Origin of the sequence: Bythopirellula goksoeyrii (genome assembly GCF_008065115.1) — a bacterium.
GTDB classification, from domain to species: domain Bacteria; phylum Planctomycetota; class Planctomycetia; order Pirellulales; family Lacipirellulaceae; genus Bythopirellula; species Bythopirellula goksoeyrii.
The window spans coordinates 347,577-369,488 of the sequence record NZ_CP042913.1; the positions used below are offsets into that span (position 1 = coordinate 347,577).

Below are 21,912 nucleotides of genomic sequence, written 5' to 3' on the forward strand. Positions count from 1 at the left end.
TTAACGTCCTGTCCAGCGGCTCATTGGATACTCGTCGTTCAAGCGCTGCTCGGCATCGGCCGCGCGAGTGGGCTGATTCATTCGCTTCCAGATTATTGCCAAATGATACAAGGCTTCAGCGTGTTCGTCAGGATCGTCTGGAAAGAGCAAATCAACATGCAGGAAAGCATCGCGAGCTGCACGAGGGTTATCTACAGCGAGATAGCTATTACCCAAGGCATTGTACCCTTGAGCCAGCAGTTGCGTGTCGTCGCTGGGAGCCGAGACAATCGTCCGCTTGATCGTTTCCAGACCTTCTTCCAATTCTCCCGTCGCTGAGAGACTGACTGCTCGCTGGAGTGAGGCGATTGTGATCAGTTCCTCAGAGGCTGGGTTATCTTTGGCAAATTCCAAGGCAGCATCAAATTGTTCGATTGCTCCGGACGGGACTCCCTCACGTTGCATTAGTTGACCGACCAAGAATGCCGACCGAGCTTTGTAGTACGCCGCTGGAGCTTTCGCCAGAGTTTCATACTTCTTTTGCGCCGTAGCAGGTTCCCCCGCGCCCAGATACAAGTCTCCCTGCAGTTCGATCGCTTCCGGCACATGGTAACTAGTGCGGTTATCCAGGAGAAAACTACCAACAGCAGCAATAGCTTCCTTGAGATTTCCTTTACCGGCCAGGGCCAAGTTTCCTTGGCAGACTATATTGAGAAATTGAAATTCCTGGCGAATCTCAGGGCGAACCATGTCGTTGGAATCAAGTTTCGCCAAAGATTCTTGTGCGGAGTCGAACCGGCCCCGGCCAATTGCCCTACGAATCGAGTTGAACTGTGGCGGTTCCCCCGCAAATGAGATGATGCGAATCTCTTCAGCAGGTATTTCACTGGTGACACCTCCTTTGGAAATCGTTACCCCCAGCGCAGTCGTCTTGATGATCTCGCCAGAGTCGATCCCATTTCGACGCTGAACACGGTCGATCCCCGTTTGTGCCTTTGCGGGCAATGCTAGAAAAGTCCCCGCAATGACAGACAGGCACAGCAGAACTACTGGTTGGTGGAGTAGTCTCATTGTTGGGCCTCTTTCAATAGGGAGTTAAACTTTTGCTGCCAAACGGGCCCGCCTAGGTCTGGATAGAGTTGTTTCAGAGTCTCGATACTCTGTCGAACTGTGTTCAATTGCTTGGCACGCTGATCACCGCTAGCCATATTGGCACCTGCCAGCCTAGCCTCGGCGGCATGAAAGCGGGCATCGAAATACAGATCATAAAACTTCGCAGCTTTGGCTGATGAAGCAGGATTATTCTGCGCAGCAGCATTTCGCTTGGCCAAGTCGGCGAATTTGGCCATCTTGAGCCAACCCCATATGAGGTTCTTACCGTCTGCCTGCGGTTGAGTACCTTGAATTGCTTCATCAAGCTTCTTTGGGTCCGACTCGGTGGATCCCCATTGTTGAAGTGCCTCAGCAGCCGCTCGCTGAAGTTCGAGGATGTTGGGCTTGTCGGCGAGAACTGCCGAAAATTGCTCGACGGCCGGTGCGAATTTCCCTTGTGACAATAAACATTCTCCTAATTTCTTATGCACCGCCAGGATAGCAAGTTCACTCGGTGCACTCTTGGGATCTTTTTCGGCATCCGCCAAGAGACTGCGGTAGGCCTTCTCTGCCTGTTCGATGTAGCGTTTCGCGTCAGCACCGCGAAGGCTATCTCCTAGCTGCAGGCTCGTCTCAGCAAGCCAAGTCCGAACCGACCAGCTCTGCGATTCCCCTCTCTCTGCTATCTTTTCTATCAGACTCGCGAATGCTGCGGCTACTCTGCGAGCCTTGTCCTGATCTCCGCTCGCGGTGAGCGCTTTGATCTCTTTCTGAAGTTGCAGCCCTAGACTCACATACATTCCGGTAAGCTGTCTTTGGGCCTGCGCTGAGGAACCAGTAGCATCTTCCAACCGCTCCATCATGGCGATGGCTTGTTTCTCCAGCGGCGGATCGACCGACAAATAGACTTGTAAGGCTGCCTTGCAAGTTTCCAGTGCAAAGGCCGAACTACTGGCAAACTCCTCTCTATCAAGCTGGGCAAGTGGCCCCACTCCAGGATTTTCTAAGACTGCAAGTGCACGGGTCACATCGCCACTGGCTAATAGCAATTGCACGTAATACAGCACGTCTGCGGCTTGAGAAAGACTAACCTGAGAATTCTTCGAAAGCGACTGGTATCCTTCGGCCAGCAAAACTGCGGCATTTGACTTGAGATCCTCTGCACTTGCATCTTCCTTACCTTCCGCAGAAAGTTGCAAATAACGGGTCCAGAGCGAACCACCCAAGCCAAGACTCGCCATGCCACGAGATTCAGCAGGCAAATTGGCTAGCAGTTTATCTGCTTCATCAAATTGGTTCTCCCGCATCGCGATAGAAATCAATAAGTTGGTTGCCGTCACAGCGGCAGGAGAATCGTTCCAGCGATCTACAATCAACTCAGCAATTTGACGGAGTTTCTCACTTGCCTTGGCAATTTCGTCTACGTTCTTCTTTGTTTGTGCCTCAAGAAATTGCCGTTCGTAGACAGCCAAGGTCACTTGAGCAGCAGTGGGGGCGAAGGGACTGTCGGGATGTTTTTCCGCTATTTCTAGCCCAAGTTCTGCAGCCTCGTCGGTGCGACCTCCTTCCCAATACAATCGACTTAAGTAGTATCGTGCCGCAACCAAATCTTCCTGTGAGACATCTGCCTCATCAAACTTGAGGGCCGCCTCGAAATAGCCAATGGCAGCCGTGCGGTTATCGTCAGCTTGCTGCTTCAGATCGGAGACCGCATCGGGGTTATTATTGACAGCCAACTTCGCCGCGAGTTGAGCCGAGCCCAGCTGCTCGATTGCCGACTTGCCCGCAGCAAAAGCTTCAGCAAAGCCCTTTACTTCAACCGGTTTCGTTCCGCCACCGGCCAAAAGAGCTAGCGCAGCCCGAGCTTCGTTCTGAAACTCACCCGGTTGACGCGCGACTTCGCGCAGGAGTTTGCGCACCTCAGCGCGCATTCGGCTCACACTCCCATCCGCATCATCATCATCGATTTTCTGTATGTAGGCATTTGCCAGAAGGAAGGAAACGGCAAGCCACTCCGTCTGTTCAAGTTCTTCGTTGCGAGATCGATCGAGCCAGTCACGACACTCCTCGATGGCTTTATCGATATTGCCGGCAGTAAGTAGGCATTCCGCCCGATAGCGAACGGCTCGGGAAAGCAATTTGCGAAAATCGGCCTGTCCGAGTGGCTGGCTCATGAGTCGATCGTAGATCTCTAGAGCCTCTCCACAATTGCCCATGTCCTGATAGCATCGCCCTTCGTACAACTGGGCGTAGAACCCGACTAGCTTGTTTTCGTATTCTTTTTGTAGTTTATTGAATCCAGCTGCGGCAACATCCAGTACCTCTCGCCGCTCTGTGGAATCTTGGGGAAAAGTTCTCGCCTTTTCGTAATTCAGATTTGCCAATAAGAAACGAACTTCGGCTTGCTTATCTTCCAATACCTGTTGCTGTTTGAGGATTTCTTTATTGGATTGACCCGGCCGAGCGCGTGGCAGCGTATCCAGTCGCTGGGTAATAGAACTCTCGGCTTGTTCCAAGATCAAGGCTGCCTCTTCCATCGAGGTGCGCGCCTTCTCAAAAAGTTGCTCACCGCCTCCCTGCGATGTTAATTGTTCAGCCTTCTTTAATGTCGTCAGTCCTTGATCTGCCAGCAAATTGCCAAGTTCACTTAGCGCAGCAAGACTATCAGGAGAATCTGGATGATTCGCTGCAAAGCTGCGCAACCCTTCGATTGCTTCAGACAACATCGCTTGCCGTTGATTCTCACTCATCGTCCGGCGAGCTATTTCACTGCGTGCAATAGCAATTTCTAGATCTGCACGACGCAGAAACTCGGGTGAGGCTAAGGGGTCTTCAGTGGCATGCTCTAGATATTCCAGCGCGACATCGTACCAGCCCCGTTCGCGCAATTTTGCGAGAAATTCACTCGCACGATCTTCGGCCAGTGCAGCATTAGAGCCGACTACCAACACAAAAATCGCGAAGCCAAGTATTCGACAAGCCATGAGTCTATTGTACATGTGAGAGTTTTCATCTGTTCCTGTAGACTGTTTTATTTTACACAATGTTATCCCCTAAACCAGCAGGGAAACGTATGCCTGGTGTATGATAAACTATAGGGATTAGATCGCGTGTGACTGTTGTGGCCAGTCATTAGTACGTTCATGGCTAGACTTACTAGAGAGCTTATACCACGACAATAGGACACTACCTTAAGTCCTTCGAAGGCCCCTCCGTGTTGCGATTCGGAACTACAACCTCCCGGCAGACTTCCCGCCCGTCAAACAAGATTGGTTGGCGAATTTGGGTCATCGTTGGCTTGATGGGGATTGTGATCGGAGCCATACAGTCTCTTAAGCAACCTGCAACGGTAGCTCAACTCGATGCTCTATTTCAGACGAAGCCTGATGAAGAGGATCTGCATTCGGCACAATCTGAACTACCAGAAGGACAGCAATTCCTGGAAGTCGAAACGAAACTGGACAAGAGTGCCCCTTCCGACTTGGGTGAAGCTTCCACAAATGTTGATCTGTCGCAGGTGAAAGACAACACCTATTTTCGCCCCCAAGAGAACGAAGCCTGGTTTGCGATTCTCGAAGGACTGCGCGACAAAGACTCTGAACAGATTCGTTCCGATTCTGTGGGTAACGTAACGTACGCACAACTACTGGCACAACCTGATGTGTACCGCGGCAAAATCGTGACAGTGCAGGGGAGGGTGCTTCGCGAAGAAAGTCTGGACGCACCATCCAACAACGTTGGGATCACTTCCTATAATCGACTGGTACTTCGGCCCAGCGGGGGAGGCGTATGGCCAATCATAGTCTATTGTCTTAAATTGCCTGATAACTTTTCTCATGGCGATAAGTTCCCTGTTGAAGTAGCAGTCGACGGTGTGTTCTTCAAGAATTGGTCGTATGCCTGGGATGAAGGGCTGGGTTTAGCACCTGTAATACTGGCGAAGAATACCAGTCTCCACCCAGCTCCTCCAACCGTCGAGTCTGCTAAAAATCATGGAACTGAAACAACCAAGACTCCTAGCAAATCTTCCGAAAAGTTGGCTGGCGGTTTTCGCGACGTCTTGGAGCTAATAGACTTAGGGCCCGAAATTCTAGAAAGATTTTTCGAAGGCCCAACATTGACGGTTGAAGATTGGCAGATTCTCTCACAACTCTTGGCCCGATTGCAAGCGTACGATGCTACTGAACTCGCCCGCTGGGTCCGACCGACCACAAAACTTTCTACTGATTCCGTTGGCGAACTGTTTGCAATATCAGGGACAGCATTTGAGTTTGAATCAATCGAAGTACCTCCTGAGTTTGTTCCGCTCTTGGAAATCGAAGAAGTCTATCGTTGCCGAATTCGCCTAGATGAAGCACGGACCGCAATCTTGTTTACATCGGAAATCCCCGAACGCTGGAAGGCGGTCACCAAGCTGAGCGAACCAGTTGAATGTCAAGCGATCTTGTTACGAGACGATGGTGACGATCTTCTCATGGTCACAAATCACCTGAATTGGTTCCCTGTGGCAGGGGTGCCCAGCGGCCAAGCGCTGCTCTCTCAGCACGGCATGGACGCTGCTTTATGGGATGCCATTAAGCAGCGAGGGAAGTTTGCCACTCCCGAAACGAGTCAAGAGGCGAAAGCCTTCTTCGCTGGCCTCTCTGCGTTAGAGAAGATACCTGCGGCAATATTGTCGGAGCAGGTCTCAGAGCACCTCGCCCTTCTGGCGGAATACAAACCTGCTAACCTCGACGGGACCACGAATAGGGTTGCCGCCACGGTTGCCGAGCAGGCCCAGAATGGTCTGTCTTCAGTAGTCCCAATGTTTCTCACTCCTGAAAAGCAAGTGGGAGAATTGGTTCGCCTAGAAGGTGTTGCTCGTCGTGCAGTGAAGATCCTGGAAGAGGAAGATTCTGTCAACCAAGACCAGTCCGAGCGATTTGACTACTATGAACTTGAAATATTTACTCTCGATTCACAAAATCTGCCTGTTATTGTTTGCGTGAGCCAACTGCCCGAGGGCTTCCCTCTGGGTGATAAAATTCGCGAGCAAGTTCGCCTTGATGGCATATTCTTCAAGAGCTGGCAGTATCGTTCGCGGAAACTTGTAGAAGCTAGCGGGGAGACAACCCGCCAGCAACAACGTTATACTCCGATAGTGTTGGCAAGAACTGTCTCATGGATCCAGCAGGTTCCCGATCGGCCGGGCTGGTGGGGACTCGCAGCTGGAGTTGGATTTTTAACTCTGTTGGCATTTGCCTGGGTCTGTTTTGCATCCAATTTGCGAAAAGACCGTAGAACGAGACCGACCGACGACGCGATCGACCTGTCAAACCTATAACAGCTTAAGAGTGTTCCCGGACTAATCCACGATGAGTGTCCTCGAAGAACGTGTTGCAACCCCACGCCGTAAAAGGGTCGTCAAGAACCCGGTCCCCTGGTACACGCCGCGATTCTGGCATGGCATGCGATTCTCGACTTGGGTTAGGACTCTGGCACACAATCAGTTTGATGTTTCTTTCACCAAGCTGCACACGGCTACCAGCATCACATTCATCTCTGGCCTCAACAGTCTTCTCGCAACGCTTGACCGGCTTTTCTATTCAAGAAAAGTAGAACAGGTGGAATTGGCACAACCTCCCATCTTCATTCTGGGCCATTGGCGCGCCGGCACGACGTTTCTCCACGAACTTCTCATTTGCGATCCGACGCATACTTACCCCAACACCTATCAATGCTTCGTGCCTCATCACTTCGTGCTGACAGAGAAATGGCTCGCCCCTCTCACAAGCAAGCTTATTCCAAGTCGGCGCCCCATGGACAACATGGCCGCCGGTTGGCAACGACCCCAGGAAGATGAGTTTGCATTGTGCAATCTGGGAGTGCCAACGCCCTACTTGTCGATGCTGTTTCCAAAACGCGGCGAAGCGTATCCAGAGTATCTTGACTTGCAGTCGCTGGAACAAAGTCAACGTCGAGCCTGGGGGAATGCTTTGCATCACTTTTTTAAGCGAGTTACGCTGCGCGACTCCCGTCGCATTGTCGTCAAATCTCCCCCTCACACTGCCCGAGTCCGAACACTTTGCGAGCTTTATCCCAAGGCAAAGTTCGTTCACATCGTTCGCGATCCGTACGATCTGTTCGTTTCAACCATGGGACTCTGGAAATCACTTAACGAAGTTCAGCGAATGCAAGGATTAGGTGATCAAGATTGGGTAGAGGAATACGTTTTGGGGTCCCTGGATCGCATGTATGCCGCCTATGAGGTAGATCGGAAGCAATTGGCGCAAAATCAGATCGTTGAACTGCGTTATGAAGACTTAGTCCAAGATCCACTCAATTGCGTCCGCCAGCTCTATGCGGATCTTGAGCTAGGAGATTTTTCTCGTGTTGAGCCAGCGATTAAGGAACATCTTGCAGCGGTGAAAAATTATCACCCGAACCACTATGAACTGGGTGACGAGAAAAGAGAGATGATCCGTCAACGCTGGGCCAGCTATTTTGAGAATTATGGGTACTGAGCCACGTTTTTTTAGGGGATCTTCCTATGTCTCAAACCCCTTCCACAGAGATTTCGCTTCTGCGAGATTGCGAAGCGAAACCAGAACACCCCGAATGCGAGTCTTGGCTACGGAAAGCTCTCTTGAGTTCAAACAATCGCACGGTCGCCAGGGCTGCACGGCTCATTGGCGATCAGAAGCGAAAGTCTCTCGCCGATGAATTGCGACAAGCCTACGACGGGTTTCTAGCGGAAGAGGGGAAACTCGATCCAGGTTGTTTGGCCAAGACGGCTCTTGCCGAAGTACTCAGGCAATATGAGTATCCGGACTCTGAATTCTTTCTCACGGGAATCCGCTATCGGCAATATGAACCGGTGTATGGCGGTTCCAGCGATTCGGCGGCCGAGTTGCGTGCGATCTGCGGCTTTGCCTTGATCCAGCAGAGCCATTCCCAAGCGATGAGTGAGCTCGTGGAATTACTTACCGATCCTGAGAAGACTTCCCGCGCAGGTGCCGCTCGGGCGATTGCCCATGGGGGTGGCGAAGCGAGCGAGTGGCTATTGCGGCTGAAAATATCCTGCGGCGATCCCTCTCCCGAGGTGATGGGGGAATGCTTTTTGGGCCTATTGCGATTGAATCCAAACGAGGGCATACCGCGCATCGCAAAATACTTGAACCATTCGAATAAGGATCTGGCCTGCGAAGCGGCCTTGGCACTGGGGGAAACTCGAATTCCAGCTGCATTTCCTCCCTTGCAGCAGCAGTTGAATCGCACCCAAGACGGCGAATTGGAGCGGGCATTGCTGATGGCGATGGGGATGTTGTCGCTTCCGGAGTCGGTTGAGTTCCTGCTGGCTATGGTCAATGAAGGAAACTACGCCAGAGCAACGGCCGCCATCCAGGCCTTGGCCCACAGTCGCGATTCGGCTTCCGTCAAGTCTCGACTCACCAAGCTGGTGAACGAACCAGCGAATGCCCGATTGCAAAGGGAACTAAAAGATGCGTTTGGGGAGTGAATGACATGACGCCATATGCCGAATTGCGTCACGCTGATTACCCTGCCAATGGCAGTCTTGGCATTTTCTTGCCTTTGAGTTGGTAAACATAGGCCAACACTTCGGCCACGGCGGCGTAGCTCTGGTCGGGGATGGGGTGGTTGATCTCGACTTCTTTGTACAAGAGTCGCGCCAGCGGTTTCCGCTCGACCACGGGAATATTGTTCTCCAAGGCAAGTCTGCGAATCCGCTGAGCAATCACGCCGGCGCCCTTGGCAACTACGATTGGGGCATGCATTTCTTCGGGGGCATATTGGATCGCGATAGCAAGTTCTGTGGGATTGGTAACAATTACGTCCGCCTTGGGGACGCTGTCGCCGATTCGATTGAGTGCCATTTGACGTTGGACGGCTCGGCGACGGGCGATGATCTGTGGATCACCTTGCAGGTTTTTCATTTCATCCAGAACCTCGCGGTGTGTCATTTTCAAGTCTTGCTCGTGTTTCCATTTCTGATACGCAAAGTCGAACAAGGCCAGCACTAACAAGGCCACACCAACCCACAGCGCAGTCGAGAGCACAATATCGATCATAAAAAGCGCCAACTCACCCGTATCAAATCCACTGCTGAATAGCACCTGGGCATGGCGCAGATACACGACTGTGGCGGCAACCACTGACACAACCGTGATTTTGAACATACCGAAGCCAAGTTTCACCGCACCGGTGAGAGAAAGTATCCGCTTGAGTCCGCTGAGTGGATTCAAACGGTTGATGTCTGGCGCAAGACGGTCGGGCACGAACAGCAGTCCCGTTTGAAAGATACTCGAAAGAACACCTGCCACTGCCAAAAGGCCCAATATGGGGAGCAGGCTGCCAGTCCAGGATTCAAAGACTTGTTGTGAATGGGCAATTGCATCCGCAGGATGCATCGTCAGAGGCCCCACACTACCCAGTTGATGCCGCATGAAATTGCCAGCCATTTCGGCCATGGCCTCTCCCCAATAGCGAATCAACAGCACCCCCACGATCAATAGCGCTGCCGAACCCAAGTCCTGGCTGTAGGCCACTTGTCCCTGTTTGCGGGCTTCGTCGCGGCGATGCGGAGTTGCATCTTGTGTTTTTTCGCCGGCTTGTTCTGCCATATTCTCAAGTCATCCGTTATGGATTGCCAGTCGGCGATTGAAGAGCATCGGTCAATAGATCCAGCGCCGATCCTGTTTGCTGAGGAAAGGCCCATGCGACCACGCCTATCGATGTAAACAAACAACCGAGTGACAAGAGGGCATTCACACTAAATCCGACTGCCAGGATGTTGATCTGTGGTAGCGTTCTACCAATCAAACCCAGGACCAACGTCGATAGCAAAAGGGCTGTCATTGCCGGTGCCGCCGCGCGAATTCCCAGCACAAAACTTTGTCCCAATAGCGTGGTGAGTGCTTCGACATAGGTTGCCCCCAACGAAGCTTCTCCCGGAGGAAGATGTGTAAAGGTGTCGAGCAAGGCATCCATAGTAACACGGTGGCCATCCAACAAGACAAACATGGCCAGCGTAAGAAAGTAAAAGAACTGGGAGAACACCGAGACGTTCTCATCCACATTGGGGTCAAACACATCGGCCAGTGCAGTTCCTCCCAGTTGGCTAATGATCTGTCCGGTAAGTTGAATTCCACTCAAAAGAATCGTGATGCCGAATCCCAGCAGCAGGCCAATCAGAACTTCACTCAAGAGCAGCTTGGAAAAAACGAGCAATTGGGTCATATCTGCCGGTGAGTTTCTTGCCAAAAGAGGAGTTACCAAGAGCGAGATCATCACGGTTATCAAAGCCCGCCCAACCAGCGGAATCGCCTTACTGCCGAAGATAGGAGCCGACATTACCAGAGCCCCCACACGTCCTAGAACCAGCGTAAAGGTCCCCAAATGTACGAGTAGCAAGTTTTCCAGCACAGTCATCGATTTGCCGACTCTTGTTGCTACAGGGTGTTGGGAATATTCGAGATCAACTCAGTTGAGTAGTTCAATAGCTGGCTCAAGATCCAGGGTAACGCTAGTGCCAGGGCAACAACCATAGCGACCAACTTTGGCACGAACGCGACCGTTTGTTCCTGAATCTGAGTCAAGGCCTGCAGCAGACCGATAACCAGTCCTACGATCATGCCGGAAAGCAAGATCGGCGCGGCAACCAGTGTGGCGATCAAGAGTGCTTGGCGAGCAAGGTCAATGGCTTCTTGGGGATCCACAGAGTGTTTCTTCCACTTCTAGCTAAGAACTTGAAAACTATCGAGAAGCATTTGTACGACCAGCGTCCAACCATCGACAAGGACGAACAGGAGCAGTTTGAACGGAAGTGAAATCAACACCGGCGGCAGCATCAGCATACCCATCGAGATCGTTACGCTCGCCACCACGATGTCGAGAATCACAAAAGGAAGATAAACCTGAAAGCCAATCAGGAAGGCTGTCTTCAGTTCGCTCAACATGTAGGCTGGCAACAGCGCTTGTAGCGGGACATCCTGCTCTCCAATCGTCGCACCGTAGTAGACGTAATTGGGATACTCACCAGTCTTCGGATCGATCTCACCCGGCATGTATTTCAAGAAGAGATAGACATCATCATCGTTTCCGGTCCGTTCGATCTGGGCAGCCATGAATCGGCGAACAGGTTCAGCGCCACGCTGCCAAGCAGTCTCAAGGCCGATCTCTTTATTCGTATAGGGTTTGATCCCATCGTCGTAGACTGCGGTCCACACAGGAGTCATCAACAGCAAGGTCATAAAAAGCGCGATTGATGTAATGACCTGACTGGGCGGCAATTGCTGCGTGCCGATGGCTTGGCGCAATAGTCCCAAAACAACTAGAATCCGCACGAAGCTCGTGGTCATCAACAGCACGGCTGGTGCCAGACTGACCACCGTCAACAGCAACATGATCTGGATTGAGGATGTCAACCCTTCAGGGCTCGTCCATTCTTGTGGACCACCACCGAGAACATTGGGGAGCAAGCCAGCCGGTCCCGCCGTCGTCTGAGCAACGGCCTCCGAGCCCGTGAAGATCCCTAAGAGAATCCCGCAAACGAGCAGCAGGCGAGTTGGTAAACGTGAATCCATAATTGGTGGACAAGTCGTTGTTGGTGTTGGGCAGAGCAAAATTTGCTGGCTGCGACTAGGTACCGAGGAATCCGCGTGCGGGGTCTTTACTCATTTGCTGCAACATTTTCTGAAACTCGGCCGATGTACTCCGCGAACTCGACTTCATGCAGAGAGTCAAGAGACGTTCCACTTCGGCTGGTTCAGTTACTTCGGTAATCGTTTGGATACTGTCAGGGGTCACCGCGACGAGTATCAATTTGGTTCCCACCTGGATCAAATGCGCGAAGTGTCGGTCGGCTAGTGGAACTCGCCCCAGGACTGCGACAACATCCGATGGCAATAGACTTGAAGCATTCGGTTTGGTTTTTCGCACCAACGAGACGCACAGCAGAAACAAGCCCACGACTAATGCCAAACCCGCCCCTGCCGTGCCTAGTGAATCCATATTCGGCACTTTGAATGGGAGTGCGGTGGGGCGCACAATTCCATCATCAGGTTCAGTCGGAGTTGCTAAGCTTCTTGAAGGAGGAGCCAACCGACGACTTTCAGAGGGAGCAGTTACCTGCTGGTTCGCTTCATGTGACGCTTGAGCAATTTCAGCGTCGAAGTGCATCACGGGGCCAGGTAAGGGCGCCGGCGGCAGAGTCTGAGGAGTTGACCCACTGGTCTGAACGTTGAAATCTGGCGGGGAATCTATCGGTTGCTCTGATCCGCTGGCAGGCTGAACAGAATCTGCTGCGGCTTGGCGATCGTAGGAAAACAAGACCTGGGAAGTAGCATCGGCTGATCCTGGCTGCTGCGCTAAAGCTGGCCCAAAGCCGATCGAAACCTCGGTGAACCCCAAGGCAAGTTGCATAAAAAATAGATAACGCAGAACCATCGACCAGCCTCTAGGAAGGAGAGCGCCGGCGATTCTCAGCAGGAGACCTCCTGCCTCTCGGCGCAGAGGCGCTTATAGAATTCGGCCAGAAATAGGGCCAGAGCAATTGATGACAGCACAAGGACAGGTGCTGCTAGCAAGTTTTCACGCAGCTTCACCGACGATCAGTTCGGCTACTCGAATACAGAAATTATCATTCAGCACAAGGACTTCGCCACGTGCCACCAACCGGCCGTTGACAAAGATGTCAGCGGGATCGCCAGCGAGCTTGTCGAGCGGCACCACGGCTCCCTTGCGGAGCTGGAGGACGTCCTCAAGATGCATATGGGTTCGTCCCAATTCGATGGTCATATCGAGTTGGACATCGCGCATGAGTTCGAGCGTAGCGACCTCAGAATTTGCCACCGAACCACGGAATTTCTCGAACTCGAAGGACCGCATGCCTTCTGGCAGTGCTTGCATTGGGTCGCTAGTGGGATCGTCGATCGAAGCAAGGGCTTGCTCAGCTTTACTGAGCAAGAGTTCTATGTCGTCATGCGACGATTCGGCCTCCCCCGTATCGGTAGGTAGGGGCTCTTTGGCACTACTGTCTGTTTGTGATGCAAGTTCTTCGACCTTGTCTTGGCCAGTTTGTTCTGAATCGTCCGCCATGAAAATCCCTTTCAAATGCGGCTAACGGATGGTAAGCGCTATGAGGAATCGTGAACTCAGCACGTCCGTACAAGGTCCGGCAATTCCGGAAGAAAGCGTGCCTCCGGCTGGTCTGCCTCTATTCCTATCGATCTAATCATCGTTCGATGAACGAGAACTTACTAAAAATCGCTTCTTGGATAAGAGGCTTCCCAAGTGTGCGATTGGTTTTCTCCAAAATCTTCCGTTTAATCAAGTCCAAGTCGGGGTCACTCAAGTCAGTGACATTCGCTCCGCGTACCGTCACCAGAATTTGCTCCCGAAGGCGTCGCTCATTATCTGTATAAAGTTGCAGGAATTCGCCTTCTTCCGTTGCTAGCACTGTGCCAAATAGGTCGAAATCCACGTTGAGACTGCTACCAGTGTCAGCATCGTAAGTCACTACATGAAAGGTGCCCAAACTCACTTCGCGCATGTTATACGTAGCGCCAAGAACAGGTTCATTGGAGGACGCAGCCGAAGATCCATCCTCTGATTCTGCAGAGTTTTCGGCCGCTACCAGTTGCTCGGCAATCTGCGAGGTCTCCGCCGAAGTGGGCAACAACATTGATACGCCTATCACTTGCAAAAGCACAAGGACTGACAATACGGCAAACGCCTTTACCAAGGTCATAATCCCGGTCTTCTTGCTACCGCTGGGTTCAACGTTCACCGATTCATCTACGATTGGAGTTTCGGACATAATTTGGACTCCGACGAAACAAAGAGTATCTTGAGGATTAAATCAATTTATCAATAGGACGAAGAATCAACGACAATCGGTTTCAACGAGCCATCGAGATCCGAGACACGTTCGTCCCACATCAATATCTGAACTCGCGAATTCTTCTTTAGACGGTCTGGATCGACTCCATTGTAAAGAGGTTCATGGGCCTCGGCATTTCCCAAGCGAATTCGATTGGGTTCGATACCTTGCTCAATCAGGAAGTTCATCGTGTTGTGACAACGACGCTCAGCGAGATCCCATAGGTCTTGTATCCCACTCTTGGGGTCGATTGGCCTCCGCGAGGTGTGGCCTCGAATTTCTATTTTTTGTGGTTTGCCAGCCAACTGTTCGATGATTCTTACTAGATCTCGCTTGTTGTCATCGGTTAACTCCGTGGCATCCTCATCAAAGTAGATGACTCCTCCGATCGATGAATCATCGCCTGGGCGGACAATCTGTACTTTCTCATTGTCTCCCACGACTGCTTTTACTTCTTGCCCGCCATTCTTCATGTCTTTCTTTGACGAGCGGCCCATCGAGTAAATCGGATGAGGCATCTGAGCTCCACGGGAGCGACTCTCTCCGGGTACCATTTCCTTGCCAAATTCGTGGGCACCAAACTGTTGGCGAAACGACTCGACCATTGCCTGGAATTTCTCGTCCTCTTTCATTTCACTCATCGAAACGAGCATGATAAAGAACGTCAGCAATAGCGACATCATGTCGCCAAAGGTAACGACCCATTCTGGGATTCCTGCTGCTGGTTCTTCTTCAACTGCCATCGTACTTCCAAATTGTCTAAGCCGCTTGGCTCTCTTTAGCTCGCAATTTCGGAGGAATGAAGGTATTGAGCTTCTGCTCGATCACGCGTGGATTCTCACCGGACTGGATTGCCATGATGCCTCGCACAATGATTTCCATCGCCAAGAGTTCCTGTTTGTTGGTAAACCCAAGCTTTTCTGCAATGGGAAGAAACACCACATTCGCCATAATCGCCCCATAAAGGGTCGTTAAGAGAGCCACGGCCATACCTGCACCGATTTTCGAAGGGTCACTCATGTCACCCAGCATGATGACCAATCCCATAAGCGTACCGATCATTCCAAAAGCCGGAGCAAATCGACCCATACAGTCCAGCACGGACTTCCCGTCGCGATGACGGGTTGCCACCGCATCAAGTTCAGTCCGCAGAATGTCTTCCATTACTTCTGGCCGAGTGCCGTCAACTGCCATTTGAATGCCGAGCACCACAAACGGATTACTTATGTCGGAAATTCGACCTTCTAGCGCCAACAGCCCATCGCGACGGGCTGTTTCTGCCAAACTCACGATTTCTTCAATCAATTTCGGGATGGAATCAAGCTTGTAGAACACCGATTTAAGCGTGACCTTGAATACCCCAAAGAAGTTTTTAATTGGGAAAGAAATCAACGCTGCGGCAATCGATCCACCAATGACAACACATACCGACGGCAAGTCATAAAAAGCTTGAAACGAACCACCTCCGACCACAATTGATCCCAGGATCAAAGTGAAAGCGATGATAATTCCTAGTACGGTGGCGATGTCCATGAGTCGGAGAGGCTAAATTCGGTCGTTTGTTAGTCTGGTGGTGAGCCATTCCCGGCTGAGAGCATGGGAAAACATAGCTTTTCATTCGTGTCGGAAGTGCTTGCGAACCCGTAGGTTTTCACAGTGGGTGCCCCCTAACACTCGTGCTACCCGCACAATACATTCCTGGCGGGCGACCGATTAGCCGACACAATCGGCAGGCATAACACGTTTGTTGCGATGATACTCAAGAGTTAGTCGCATCACTTCTTCGGGCGACTCAGCGACCACGATGCGATCGTTGGACGTGAGGGTGACAAACGTATCGGGACGCTGTTCGATGTACTTGATCAACTCGGCGTTGAGGATAAAGGCCTCTCCGTCGAGTCGTGTGAGCTTTATCATAGGTCGCACCTCGGGTTAGCTAGCGGTAAATGCTTCTCAATTGTAGGTTGCGATTTTCACACATTTAGCTCGACTTATCCTCGTAACCCCTCTTACCGGCGTAAGGCAAGCAACTCGTCGAGCAGTTGCTGCACCGCCGTGATCACTCGGGCACCCCCTCGATATTGGGTGGAAGCCAGGATCAATTCTATCAGGTTCTGCCCAATGTCTGTATTGGAGAGCTCGACTGCCCCCGCGGTGATGTTTCCTAATCCGTTTGCACCTGGGTCGCCCTGAATCGGCAACCCCGAGTTCACGCCAGCGGAAAACATGTTGTCGCCCACTTGCTCCAGACCACCATTGTTTGCGAATCTCGCCATACGTAGCTGTCCCAAGTCACGCGAGCTACCGTTACTGAACACTCCCTGTATAAGGCCCGTCTCGGTGATGATAAAGCTCGATAATGTGCCGGCCGCGAAACCATCCTGGCGACTCGCACTTAATTCGTTGAGCCCCGTACTCAGACCCGTCACTTGTGAGAAATCTAACTGGAAGAGCAGGGGAGAGGCTGAGGGGGACTCCCGCCGATCGATTGCGACCGTATCTTCTGTGACTGAGATAATCGCGCCGTTGCCATCGGTCTTAATCACACCAGTCCCGACGATCGTGCTGTCACCTGTTTCGGGTTCATTATCAGGTGAGGTGGCAATGTAGCGGAACTCGGCACCATTATTCGTCTTGCGCTCCAAGACCGTGGTGACCCGAACACTCAGGGGGATACCGAGGCTGTCATAAACCACGAACTCGGCGGAACCTCCTTCACCATTGACTGGCGCGGAATCGGGATTGATCGAAGTGAAATCAAAGGGGAGCGATGATATCGAGCCTGATAGATCCGTCAACTGGAACCCGGACAGATTGATATCAAGTTCATTCTGCACACCCATATTTGAGGTGAACTGCAGTCGACTATCCTGAATCGTGCCACCATAGTTGACCGAACCTGGGAAGGAATCCTCGTTGGCAGTCTTAAGGACACCCATCGATTGTTCCATGAAGGAAATCAAGTCTCCTACGGTCGTTGTACTGGTGATTGTGAATTCTTTGGTGGCCAGATCGCGACCTCCTTTGTTGCCGGTGAAGTCCAATACACCTTCTTTGAAGAGATTGGTGTAGTTTGAGCCATCGCGTGTGACAACATCCACCAAAGGCAGAGCAAAAGAAATCTCAGGACCATCGAGATTAATCTCCGGCGCAGATGCGATTGCTGAATCGGGGGTATTGTCGATAAAGGAAATGTCGCCTGCACCAAATGCAGCCACTTGAGTAGGAGTGAGCTCTCCTACCATGCGGAATTCATTTTGACTGTTTGCCTGATTGCGATAGATTCGTACCCCATCGAAGCTCCCTGAGTTCGGATCATTGCTAGGCGAGGGAATATCATCCAGGCGGATACGTGGACTAGTCGTGCCGTCCGCAGATACCGGTCCAAAGCGAGCCGAGGGTCGCGTTTCGAGGCCGCTGGTGGAGTTGTAGTAGGTGACGTAATAGCTATAGCTGCCATTGTCGAGCCCCCCTGAAGCAAGCGATGCTCCGAGTGAGCCTGTGTCTAACGTGTCACTGTAAGAAGTCGTTCCTGAGGAAATTGAATCAACGAACCTGAAGTCATCGTCACCATTGAGATCTCGATAGATACGGATGTTTGTAAACTCACTCGTCCCCGCTGGTTGAGGGATCGAGCTGAGGTTGATCTGCCCAGACCCACCAGCGGATAGATTGATTGTACTGGTAACGTTGGAAGCAGGCCCTTCATTGCCATCTCCATCAACAAATGTCACTCGATAACGATAGTTGCCATTGGCAATGCTCCCACCGAGTGTTGCTGAAACAGACGTCGTTTCATTCGGTTTGGTCAGTGCACTGGCAGTTGAAGTATTCGAGGGAATCTCTTTCGTGCCATCGCTGAGAACATCGGACTGGATGACACCTGGTTCCGAACCAACTTCACCGTTGGGATCGAGCGCCCCTTCTAGATACACATTCTCAGTGGGCTGCGCGACCGCTGCTGCTCCCAGGGGAATGCTAATCGGCCTGAGACCGGTTGGCTGGATTTCAAAGTTAGAATCCACACCAAAACCAAGGACACGTTGGCCTGTGCTGGTGACGATCTCGTTGTTCGCATTAGTCTTGAACTGGCCATTGCGCGTGTAGAGTTGCTTTCCACCAGCCCCTTCGACGATGTAGAAGCCATCTCCTTGGATCGCCAGATCCAAGGGATTGGAACTGATTTCTACAGTACCCTGCGTAAACTTTGGCGAAATCTCGGCCACCTTAACACCCAGACCGACCTGCCGTGGATTGGTCCCTCCCCGGCCAGTAGTAGGAGCAGAGCCTATGCTCTGAGTCTGCAAGAACTGTGTTGCAAAATTAACGCTTGATTCTTTGAAACCCACCGTCTGCGAGTTGGCAACGTTGTTGCCCGTGACATCGATGGAAGTCTCGGCAGCGGTCAACCCCGTTAATGCCGTACTAAGTGCGGATTGAAGTCCCATATTGATTTCTCCTGTATTTGGAGTTCGTAATTTGAATGGTGTTCCGGATGCTCAAGCTTCCGGTATTGTTTCTCTGTCATCAGTAGTTAATGGCTAGTGGATTCCACTCCAAGTTTCGCAATCCCTTTACCTTGGTGGACGAATCTCACCTACATTGTTCAGGCTTACTTCAAAGCTGCGGTTCGGTTGATCAATCAGTTGTGGAGTTCGTGTGAGGGTTGCCCCAGAAAGTGCATCATCGCGTGTGGTGTCCAGGTAACTCGAAGTCTTGCCATCATTGAGCGAGCCAACATAGAAGTAGGGACCACTGCCATCTGCCTTGCTGCGATAGATTTGCTTGGGGCGATCCGTAATCGGCAAATTGCTAACTAGGATTGATTGTTCATCCTCAGGAACATCCACGGGTTCATCGGTTTCTACTCCTAACAGCACACCATTCTGATCCTCCCAAACAATTCGATAGCTGTATTTGCCAGCTTCAAGTTCTCCCGGCTCATCTGAAACAGCGACTTTCGAGCCTTCCTCAAGATGCAATTTCGGCTGGCCGTTCGTTATCGTGATGCGATTTACCAATCCCGTGACACGTTGGTTGTCGTCGGAGATCGCTTCGATTTCAGCCCCGATCAAGCTGGTGGCACTCGTAATGTTTTGTCCCAACAGAACCGCATCGAGCGTCGACGTCAGTTTCTCCGTAGCTCCCACCTCACGTATTTGGCTGATTTGCGCCAGCAATTGGTCGTTCTCCAACGGATTGAGTGGATCCTGATTCTGCAACTCGGTAATCATGAGCTTTAGGAAATCATCTAGATTCACGTCGTTGATCGCACTGGCCGCAGAGGCACCGCTGCCGCCGGTCGAATTATTAAGGTTCGTGACTTGGGACATAGGTTCAGTCTCTTTTGGGAAAGGGAAAACCCTCGTGATGTGTCAAATTCTAACGTCAAGACTATCTGACGAATGACTAGTAACAGCGCGAGTTGTTCGTGGGGTGATGACTTCTGAATCATCCTTCATACGTTTGCGTTGAGTCATACTGCCCCGGTTAGATTCGTCGCTGGGCTGACGATCTTCCGCACCCGACTGGCCTTGTCCGCCCTCGCGGCGAATATCGACTTCAAATTTCTCGATACGGATGTCTTGATCTGCCAACCGCTGACGCAATGCGGGCAAGTTGTCGAGCAAGGTGTTTCTAGCTTCAACTGTTTCGGCTTCCAACTTGGCGGTGAGTACACCATGACGAACGGAAATTTCAATCTTCAGCGAGCCCAATTCCGGCGGACTTAGCCGCAACTGGATTTCACCATCATTTTGCTGCGCTGAACGAAAGGCGTTCGCCACTCGTTGTACAAACCGACCCCGGTCGACCGTCGGAACAGCCGTCTCACTTCCCGCGGGAGGACTGGAAGCTTCGGTCCGATGTTGATCTGCCGTTGGCACCAGCTGTACGACCGATGCATTGGAAGAATTCTGTCCTGAAGTAACTGCTGAGGAATTGTTATTCGAAGGTATCGTTGAGGAGTCGGTCGCTTCTCCAACAAGGGGCGTCAGTTTTTGTATTGTCACACCGGAGTCAATTTTGCTCTTTTCTCCAGGCAGAAGAATCTCTTGCAAGGCCCCAGACTGCTCCTTGGATTCTCCCTGCAAATGTGAATCTTCTCCCGCTCCGGTTGATGCATCACTCTCGCGTGCATGATTGGTAGGATTTCTTCCCGGCTGATTGGGCTTCTCTGCGTCATGTGATTCGGGAATCTGCACCGTCGATACTCGCGATTCACCCTTAGCCTCCTGGGCCTCTTCGAAATCAGTCCCTTCTTCCTGCACCCCGTCGGTATTTGTTTCGACGGCGGTTGTATTGAGAGATGACTTTAACTCGGACTGCTTAGGTTTCTGTTCGCTACTGACGGTGTCACTCTCCAATTCTTCATTCTCAGCACTTGCCTCCTTCGGTATGGTCTTTTCAAACTGCAATGCGACGGCAGCGTCGGAGAGAACTACCTCATCCTGCTTGTCCTGCGTGTCATCGTTAGTCGGGTTCTTCTCACTCGTAAGAGGCTGTTCGTTTGTCGTATCTTTCTTATCATCTTGATCAGGAGTACTCGAGGCTTGCTCTTGATCAGCTTGTTCAATCGTCTCGCTCTCAGGAGCGGGTTCAGACGGGGAAACTTCTGGCTCTCGCTTGGGAGCAGATTTTTCGGTAGTCGCAATAGGCGCTGCTGCCTTGTGCATATAGAGATCGAACTCTTTAGAACTGCCCGATGCTCCCCCTCGTGCCGTGGGCGCCGGAGCGGCGATTGACAACAGATTGTTGATGGGAGAGGATTTCATGGGATTCCGTGGAGACTCGTGATTTCGAGTCTGTTTCTCAATTACAGGTTGTCTTGCGTTTTGAGTTTGTTGAGTTCGTTTAGCTGGTTTTCCACATAAGGTCTCACAGGATCTCCGTCCAGCATGTGCTTATGCAGATCTGCCAGGATATCGAGGTCTTCTGGCTCAAATGTCTTGATGATGTCGCTCCGTTTCTTGGGACTCATACCGTTAAGGATCAATATGACCTGCTGCATACGATGTTCGTCCCGCAGCATCTTGATTAACAATGGCTTTGCCTGTTTTTTGGGATGCATGTTTTGAATCTGTTCACGAACTGATCTGAGCCCGTCGTCGAGTGCTTCCTCTTTGATTTTGTTCAGAAATTGCTCTACCTCCGAACTGTAAGTTTGGTATCGAGCGTTTGCCGTACTAAGCTGCTTCAACTGGGCGTTAAAGTCTTCCATCAATCGGAGTAGATCGTCTCGTTTCGCCTGAAGTTGCAGGGTGGCTATTTGCGCATCTTCCTGGCGGCGCTCAAAAGAAGCTTCCTCGGGAGGAACATCCAATTGATCCTCAGAGTGGGACTCCGCGATCTTGTCGAGATTCACATCATGCAACACTGCCACGATGTGGAACATTTTCTCGTCATCAAGTTTCCCTGTGTTGCGAAGATACCCATAACCGCCAACTGCCGTCAGGACGGTAGCTGTCGAAAGGAAACCTACCAGCGGAAAGATAAATCGAATCAAAGTGGACATACACTACCCTCCTGTTGGCAGCGCGAGGCCACTTCATCCATTAGCTTGGCCTCTGCAAGTTGCTGTTTCCGCTCATGCTCATCTCGCTGCCGGTCACAGAGCTTCTCCAAAACTCGGACCTGTCGATCCGCTTCGACGACAGCTTGGCGACGAGTTTCAGATTCTTCGGCCAACAACCGCGACTGATCGCACATGGTTTTTCTCTGTGCGAGCAATACCGCGTGATACCGTTGGGCAGTCAAGAGCCCATTGACATCCACCGCGCCGCCTGCAACGGCCTTACGGCGTGACGCCTCTAGTTCTGCTAATTCTCCATCCACCTGCCCAATTTGTTGCTCCAAAATCTGCTGCGCCTGTATCGCTTCGGCTAATTTCATGCGTAACTCGTCGCGATGTATCTCGCGGAGTTTTTGCAGTGTCGCTAGTCGAAAGTGAAATCGAGTCATGG

General features: G+C 51.6%; 20 protein-coding genes. 3 read left to right on the forward strand and 17 right to left on the reverse strand.

Going from position 1 to position 21,912, the window contains the following annotated elements; genetic code table 11:
- Nucleotides 1–1,050 carry a tetratricopeptide repeat protein gene (locus Pr1d_RS01425; RefSeq protein ID WP_148071843.1) on the reverse strand — a complete coding sequence of 350 codons (1,050 nt, stop codon included), beginning with the start codon at nt 1,048–1,050 and terminating at the stop codon, nt 1–3.
- Nucleotides 1,047–4,070 (reverse strand): tetratricopeptide repeat protein, encoded by a 3,024-nt coding sequence (locus Pr1d_RS01430; RefSeq protein WP_148071844.1) that lies wholly within the window; start codon nt 4,068–4,070, stop codon nt 1,047–1,049. Before Pr1d_RS01430 ends, Pr1d_RS01425 begins: the two co-directional genes overlap by 4 nt.
- A 215-nt stretch (nt 4,071–4,285) precedes the next feature.
- Here Pr1d_RS01430 and Pr1d_RS01435 point away from each other — a divergent pair, with 215 nt between their 5' ends.
- The 3 genes from Pr1d_RS01435 to Pr1d_RS01445 are packed head-to-tail and all read left to right on the forward strand — an operon-like array spanning nt 4,286 to nt 8,569.
- Entirely contained in the window at nt 4,286–6,394 is a 2,109-nt protein-coding gene (locus Pr1d_RS01435; RefSeq protein WP_148071845.1) for a hypothetical protein, read from the forward strand.
- 31 nt (nt 6,395–6,425) lie between these two features.
- Nucleotides 6,426–7,574 carry a sulfotransferase family protein gene (locus tag Pr1d_RS01440; RefSeq protein ID WP_148071846.1) on the forward strand — a complete coding sequence of 383 codons (1,149 nt, stop codon included), beginning with the start codon at nt 6,426–6,428 and terminating at the stop codon, nt 7,572–7,574.
- 26 nt (nt 7,575–7,600) lie between these two features.
- Complete coding sequence (locus tag Pr1d_RS01445) at nt 7,601–8,569, forward strand: HEAT repeat domain-containing protein (RefSeq protein WP_148071847.1); 969 nt, start codon at nt 7,601–7,603, stop codon at nt 8,567–8,569.
- A 37-nt stretch (nt 8,570–8,606) separates the two neighbouring features.
- On the opposite strand, the gene flhB is transcribed toward Pr1d_RS01445, so the two are convergent.
- The 15 genes from flhB to fliJ form a co-directional block, all read right to left on the reverse strand.
- Nucleotides 8,607–9,692 (reverse strand): flagellar biosynthesis protein FlhB, encoded by a 1,086-nt coding sequence (gene flhB / locus Pr1d_RS01450; protein ID WP_148071848.1) that lies wholly within the window; start codon nt 9,690–9,692, stop codon nt 8,607–8,609.
- 16 nt (nt 9,693–9,708) lie between these two features.
- A complete protein-coding gene (locus Pr1d_RS01455; protein ID WP_148071849.1) occupies nt 9,709–10,500 on the reverse strand; it encodes a flagellar biosynthetic protein FliR in 792 nt (263 codons plus the stop codon).
- A 20-nt stretch (nt 10,501–10,520) separates the two neighbouring features.
- A complete protein-coding gene (gene fliQ / locus Pr1d_RS01460) occupies nt 10,521–10,787 on the reverse strand; it encodes a flagellar biosynthesis protein FliQ (protein WP_148071850.1) in 267 nt (88 codons plus the stop codon).
- 18 nt (nt 10,788–10,805) lie between these two features.
- Nucleotides 10,806–11,654 carry a flagellar type III secretion system pore protein FliP gene (gene fliP, locus Pr1d_RS01465; RefSeq protein WP_148071851.1) on the reverse strand — a complete coding sequence of 283 codons (849 nt, stop codon included), beginning with the start codon at nt 11,652–11,654 and terminating at the stop codon, nt 10,806–10,808.
- Between the two features lie 55 nt (nt 11,655–11,709).
- A complete protein-coding gene (locus Pr1d_RS01470; protein WP_148071852.1) occupies nt 11,710–12,516 on the reverse strand; it encodes a flagellar biosynthetic protein FliO in 807 nt (268 codons plus the stop codon).
- A gap of 144 nt (nt 12,517–12,660) precedes the next feature.
- Complete coding sequence (gene fliN, locus Pr1d_RS01475) at nt 12,661–13,167, reverse strand: flagellar motor switch protein FliN (protein ID WP_148071853.1); 507 nt, start codon at nt 13,165–13,167, stop codon at nt 12,661–12,663.
- Between the two features lie 136 nt (nt 13,168–13,303).
- A complete protein-coding gene (locus tag Pr1d_RS01480) occupies nt 13,304–13,888 on the reverse strand; it encodes a flagellar basal body-associated FliL family protein (RefSeq protein ID WP_148071854.1) in 585 nt (194 codons plus the stop codon).
- Between the two features lie 50 nt (nt 13,889–13,938).
- Nucleotides 13,939–14,694, reverse strand: coding sequence for an OmpA/MotB family protein (locus Pr1d_RS01485; RefSeq protein WP_148071855.1), 756 nt, complete (start codon nt 14,692–14,694; stop codon nt 13,939–13,941).
- A gap of 16 nt (nt 14,695–14,710) precedes the next feature.
- A complete protein-coding gene (locus tag Pr1d_RS01490) occupies nt 14,711–15,484 on the reverse strand; it encodes a motility protein A (RefSeq protein ID WP_148071856.1) in 774 nt (257 codons plus the stop codon).
- A 180-nt stretch (nt 15,485–15,664) separates the two neighbouring features.
- A complete protein-coding gene (locus tag Pr1d_RS01495) occupies nt 15,665–15,868 on the reverse strand; it encodes a flagellar FlbD family protein (RefSeq protein ID WP_148071857.1) in 204 nt (67 codons plus the stop codon).
- Between the two features lie 92 nt (nt 15,869–15,960).
- Nucleotides 15,961–18,399 carry a flagellar hook-basal body complex protein gene (locus tag Pr1d_RS01500; RefSeq protein WP_148071858.1) on the reverse strand — a complete coding sequence of 813 codons (2,439 nt, stop codon included), beginning with the start codon at nt 18,397–18,399 and terminating at the stop codon, nt 15,961–15,963.
- Between the two features lie 126 nt (nt 18,400–18,525).
- On the reverse strand, nt 18,526–19,284 hold the full coding sequence (locus Pr1d_RS01505) for a flagellar hook assembly protein FlgD (RefSeq protein ID WP_148071859.1): 759 nt from the start codon (nt 19,282–19,284) through the stop codon (nt 18,526–18,528).
- Between the two features lie 42 nt (nt 19,285–19,326).
- Entirely contained in the window at nt 19,327–20,724 is a 1,398-nt protein-coding gene (locus Pr1d_RS01510; protein ID WP_148071860.1) for a flagellar hook-length control protein FliK, read from the reverse strand.
- Nucleotides 20,725–20,765: 41 nt separating this feature from the next.
- The gene (locus tag Pr1d_RS01515; protein WP_148071861.1) at nt 20,766–21,464 is read right to left on the reverse strand and encodes a MotE family protein; all 699 of its coding nucleotides are present in this window, start codon (nt 21,462–21,464) and stop codon (nt 20,766–20,768) included.
- Nucleotides 21,452–21,910, reverse strand: coding sequence for a flagellar export protein FliJ (gene fliJ / locus Pr1d_RS01520; protein WP_148071862.1), 459 nt, complete (start codon nt 21,908–21,910; stop codon nt 21,452–21,454). The genes Pr1d_RS01515 and fliJ overlap by 13 nt, the downstream gene beginning before the upstream one ends.
- Nucleotides 21,911–21,912: the final 2 nt, after the last annotated feature.

Excerpts from the sequence above, each read along its gene's own strand:
- Pr1d_RS01490 (WP_148071856.1), bottom strand. The coding sequence starts at position 15,484 with ATGGACATCGCCACCGTACTAGGAATTATCATCGCTTTCACTTTGATC.
- Pr1d_RS01510 (WP_148071860.1), bottom strand. The coding sequence starts at position 20,724 with ATGAAATCCTCTCCCATCAACAATCTGTTGTCAATCGCCGCTCCGGCG.
- Pr1d_RS01440 (WP_148071846.1), top strand. The coding sequence starts at position 6,426 with ATGAGTGTCCTCGAAGAACGTGTTGCAACCCCACGCCGTAAAAGGGTC.
- Pr1d_RS01445 (WP_148071847.1), top strand. The coding sequence starts at position 7,601 with ATGTCTCAAACCCCTTCCACAGAGATTTCGCTTCTGCGAGATTGCGAA.
- Pr1d_RS01515 (WP_148071861.1), bottom strand. The coding sequence starts at position 21,464 with ATGTCCACTTTGATTCGATTTATCTTTCCGCTGGTAGGTTTCCTTTCG.
- Pr1d_RS01425 (WP_148071843.1), bottom strand. The coding sequence starts at position 1,050 with ATGAGACTACTCCACCAACCAGTAGTTCTGCTGTGCCTGTCTGTCATT.
- Pr1d_RS01430 (WP_148071844.1), bottom strand. The coding sequence starts at position 4,070 with ATGTACAATAGACTCATGGCTTGTCGAATACTTGGCTTCGCGATTTTT.
- Pr1d_RS01455 (WP_148071849.1), bottom strand. The coding sequence starts at position 10,500 with ATGACTGTGCTGGAAAACTTGCTACTCGTACATTTGGGGACCTTTACG.
- fliN (WP_148071853.1), bottom strand. The coding sequence starts at position 13,167 with ATGGCGGACGATTCAGAACAAACTGGCCAAGACAAGGTCGAAGAACTT.
- fliP (WP_148071851.1), bottom strand. The coding sequence starts at position 11,654 with ATGGATTCACGTTTACCAACTCGCCTGCTGCTCGTTTGCGGGATTCTC.
- Pr1d_RS01500 (WP_148071858.1), bottom strand. The coding sequence starts at position 18,399 with ATGGGACTTCAATCCGCACTTAGTACGGCATTAACGGGGTTGACCGCT.
- Pr1d_RS01470 (WP_148071852.1), bottom strand. The coding sequence starts at position 12,516 with ATGGTTCTGCGTTATCTATTTTTTATGCAACTTGCCTTGGGGTTCACC.
- Pr1d_RS01495 (WP_148071857.1), bottom strand. The coding sequence starts at position 15,868 with ATGATAAAGCTCACACGACTCGACGGAGAGGCCTTTATCCTCAACGCC.
- Pr1d_RS01480 (WP_148071854.1), bottom strand. The coding sequence starts at position 13,888 with ATGTCCGAAACTCCAATCGTAGATGAATCGGTGAACGTTGAACCCAGC.
- Pr1d_RS01505 (WP_148071859.1), bottom strand. The coding sequence starts at position 19,284 with ATGTCCCAAGTCACGAACCTTAATAATTCGACCGGCGGCAGCGGTGCC.
- fliJ (WP_148071862.1), bottom strand. The coding sequence starts at position 21,910 with ATGACTCGATTTCACTTTCGACTAGCGACACTGCAAAAACTCCGCGAG.
- flhB (WP_148071848.1), bottom strand. The coding sequence starts at position 9,692 with ATGGCAGAACAAGCCGGCGAAAAAACACAAGATGCAACTCCGCATCGC.
- Pr1d_RS01485 (WP_148071855.1), bottom strand. The coding sequence starts at position 14,694 with ATGGCAGTTGAAGAAGAACCAGCAGCAGGAATCCCAGAATGGGTCGTT.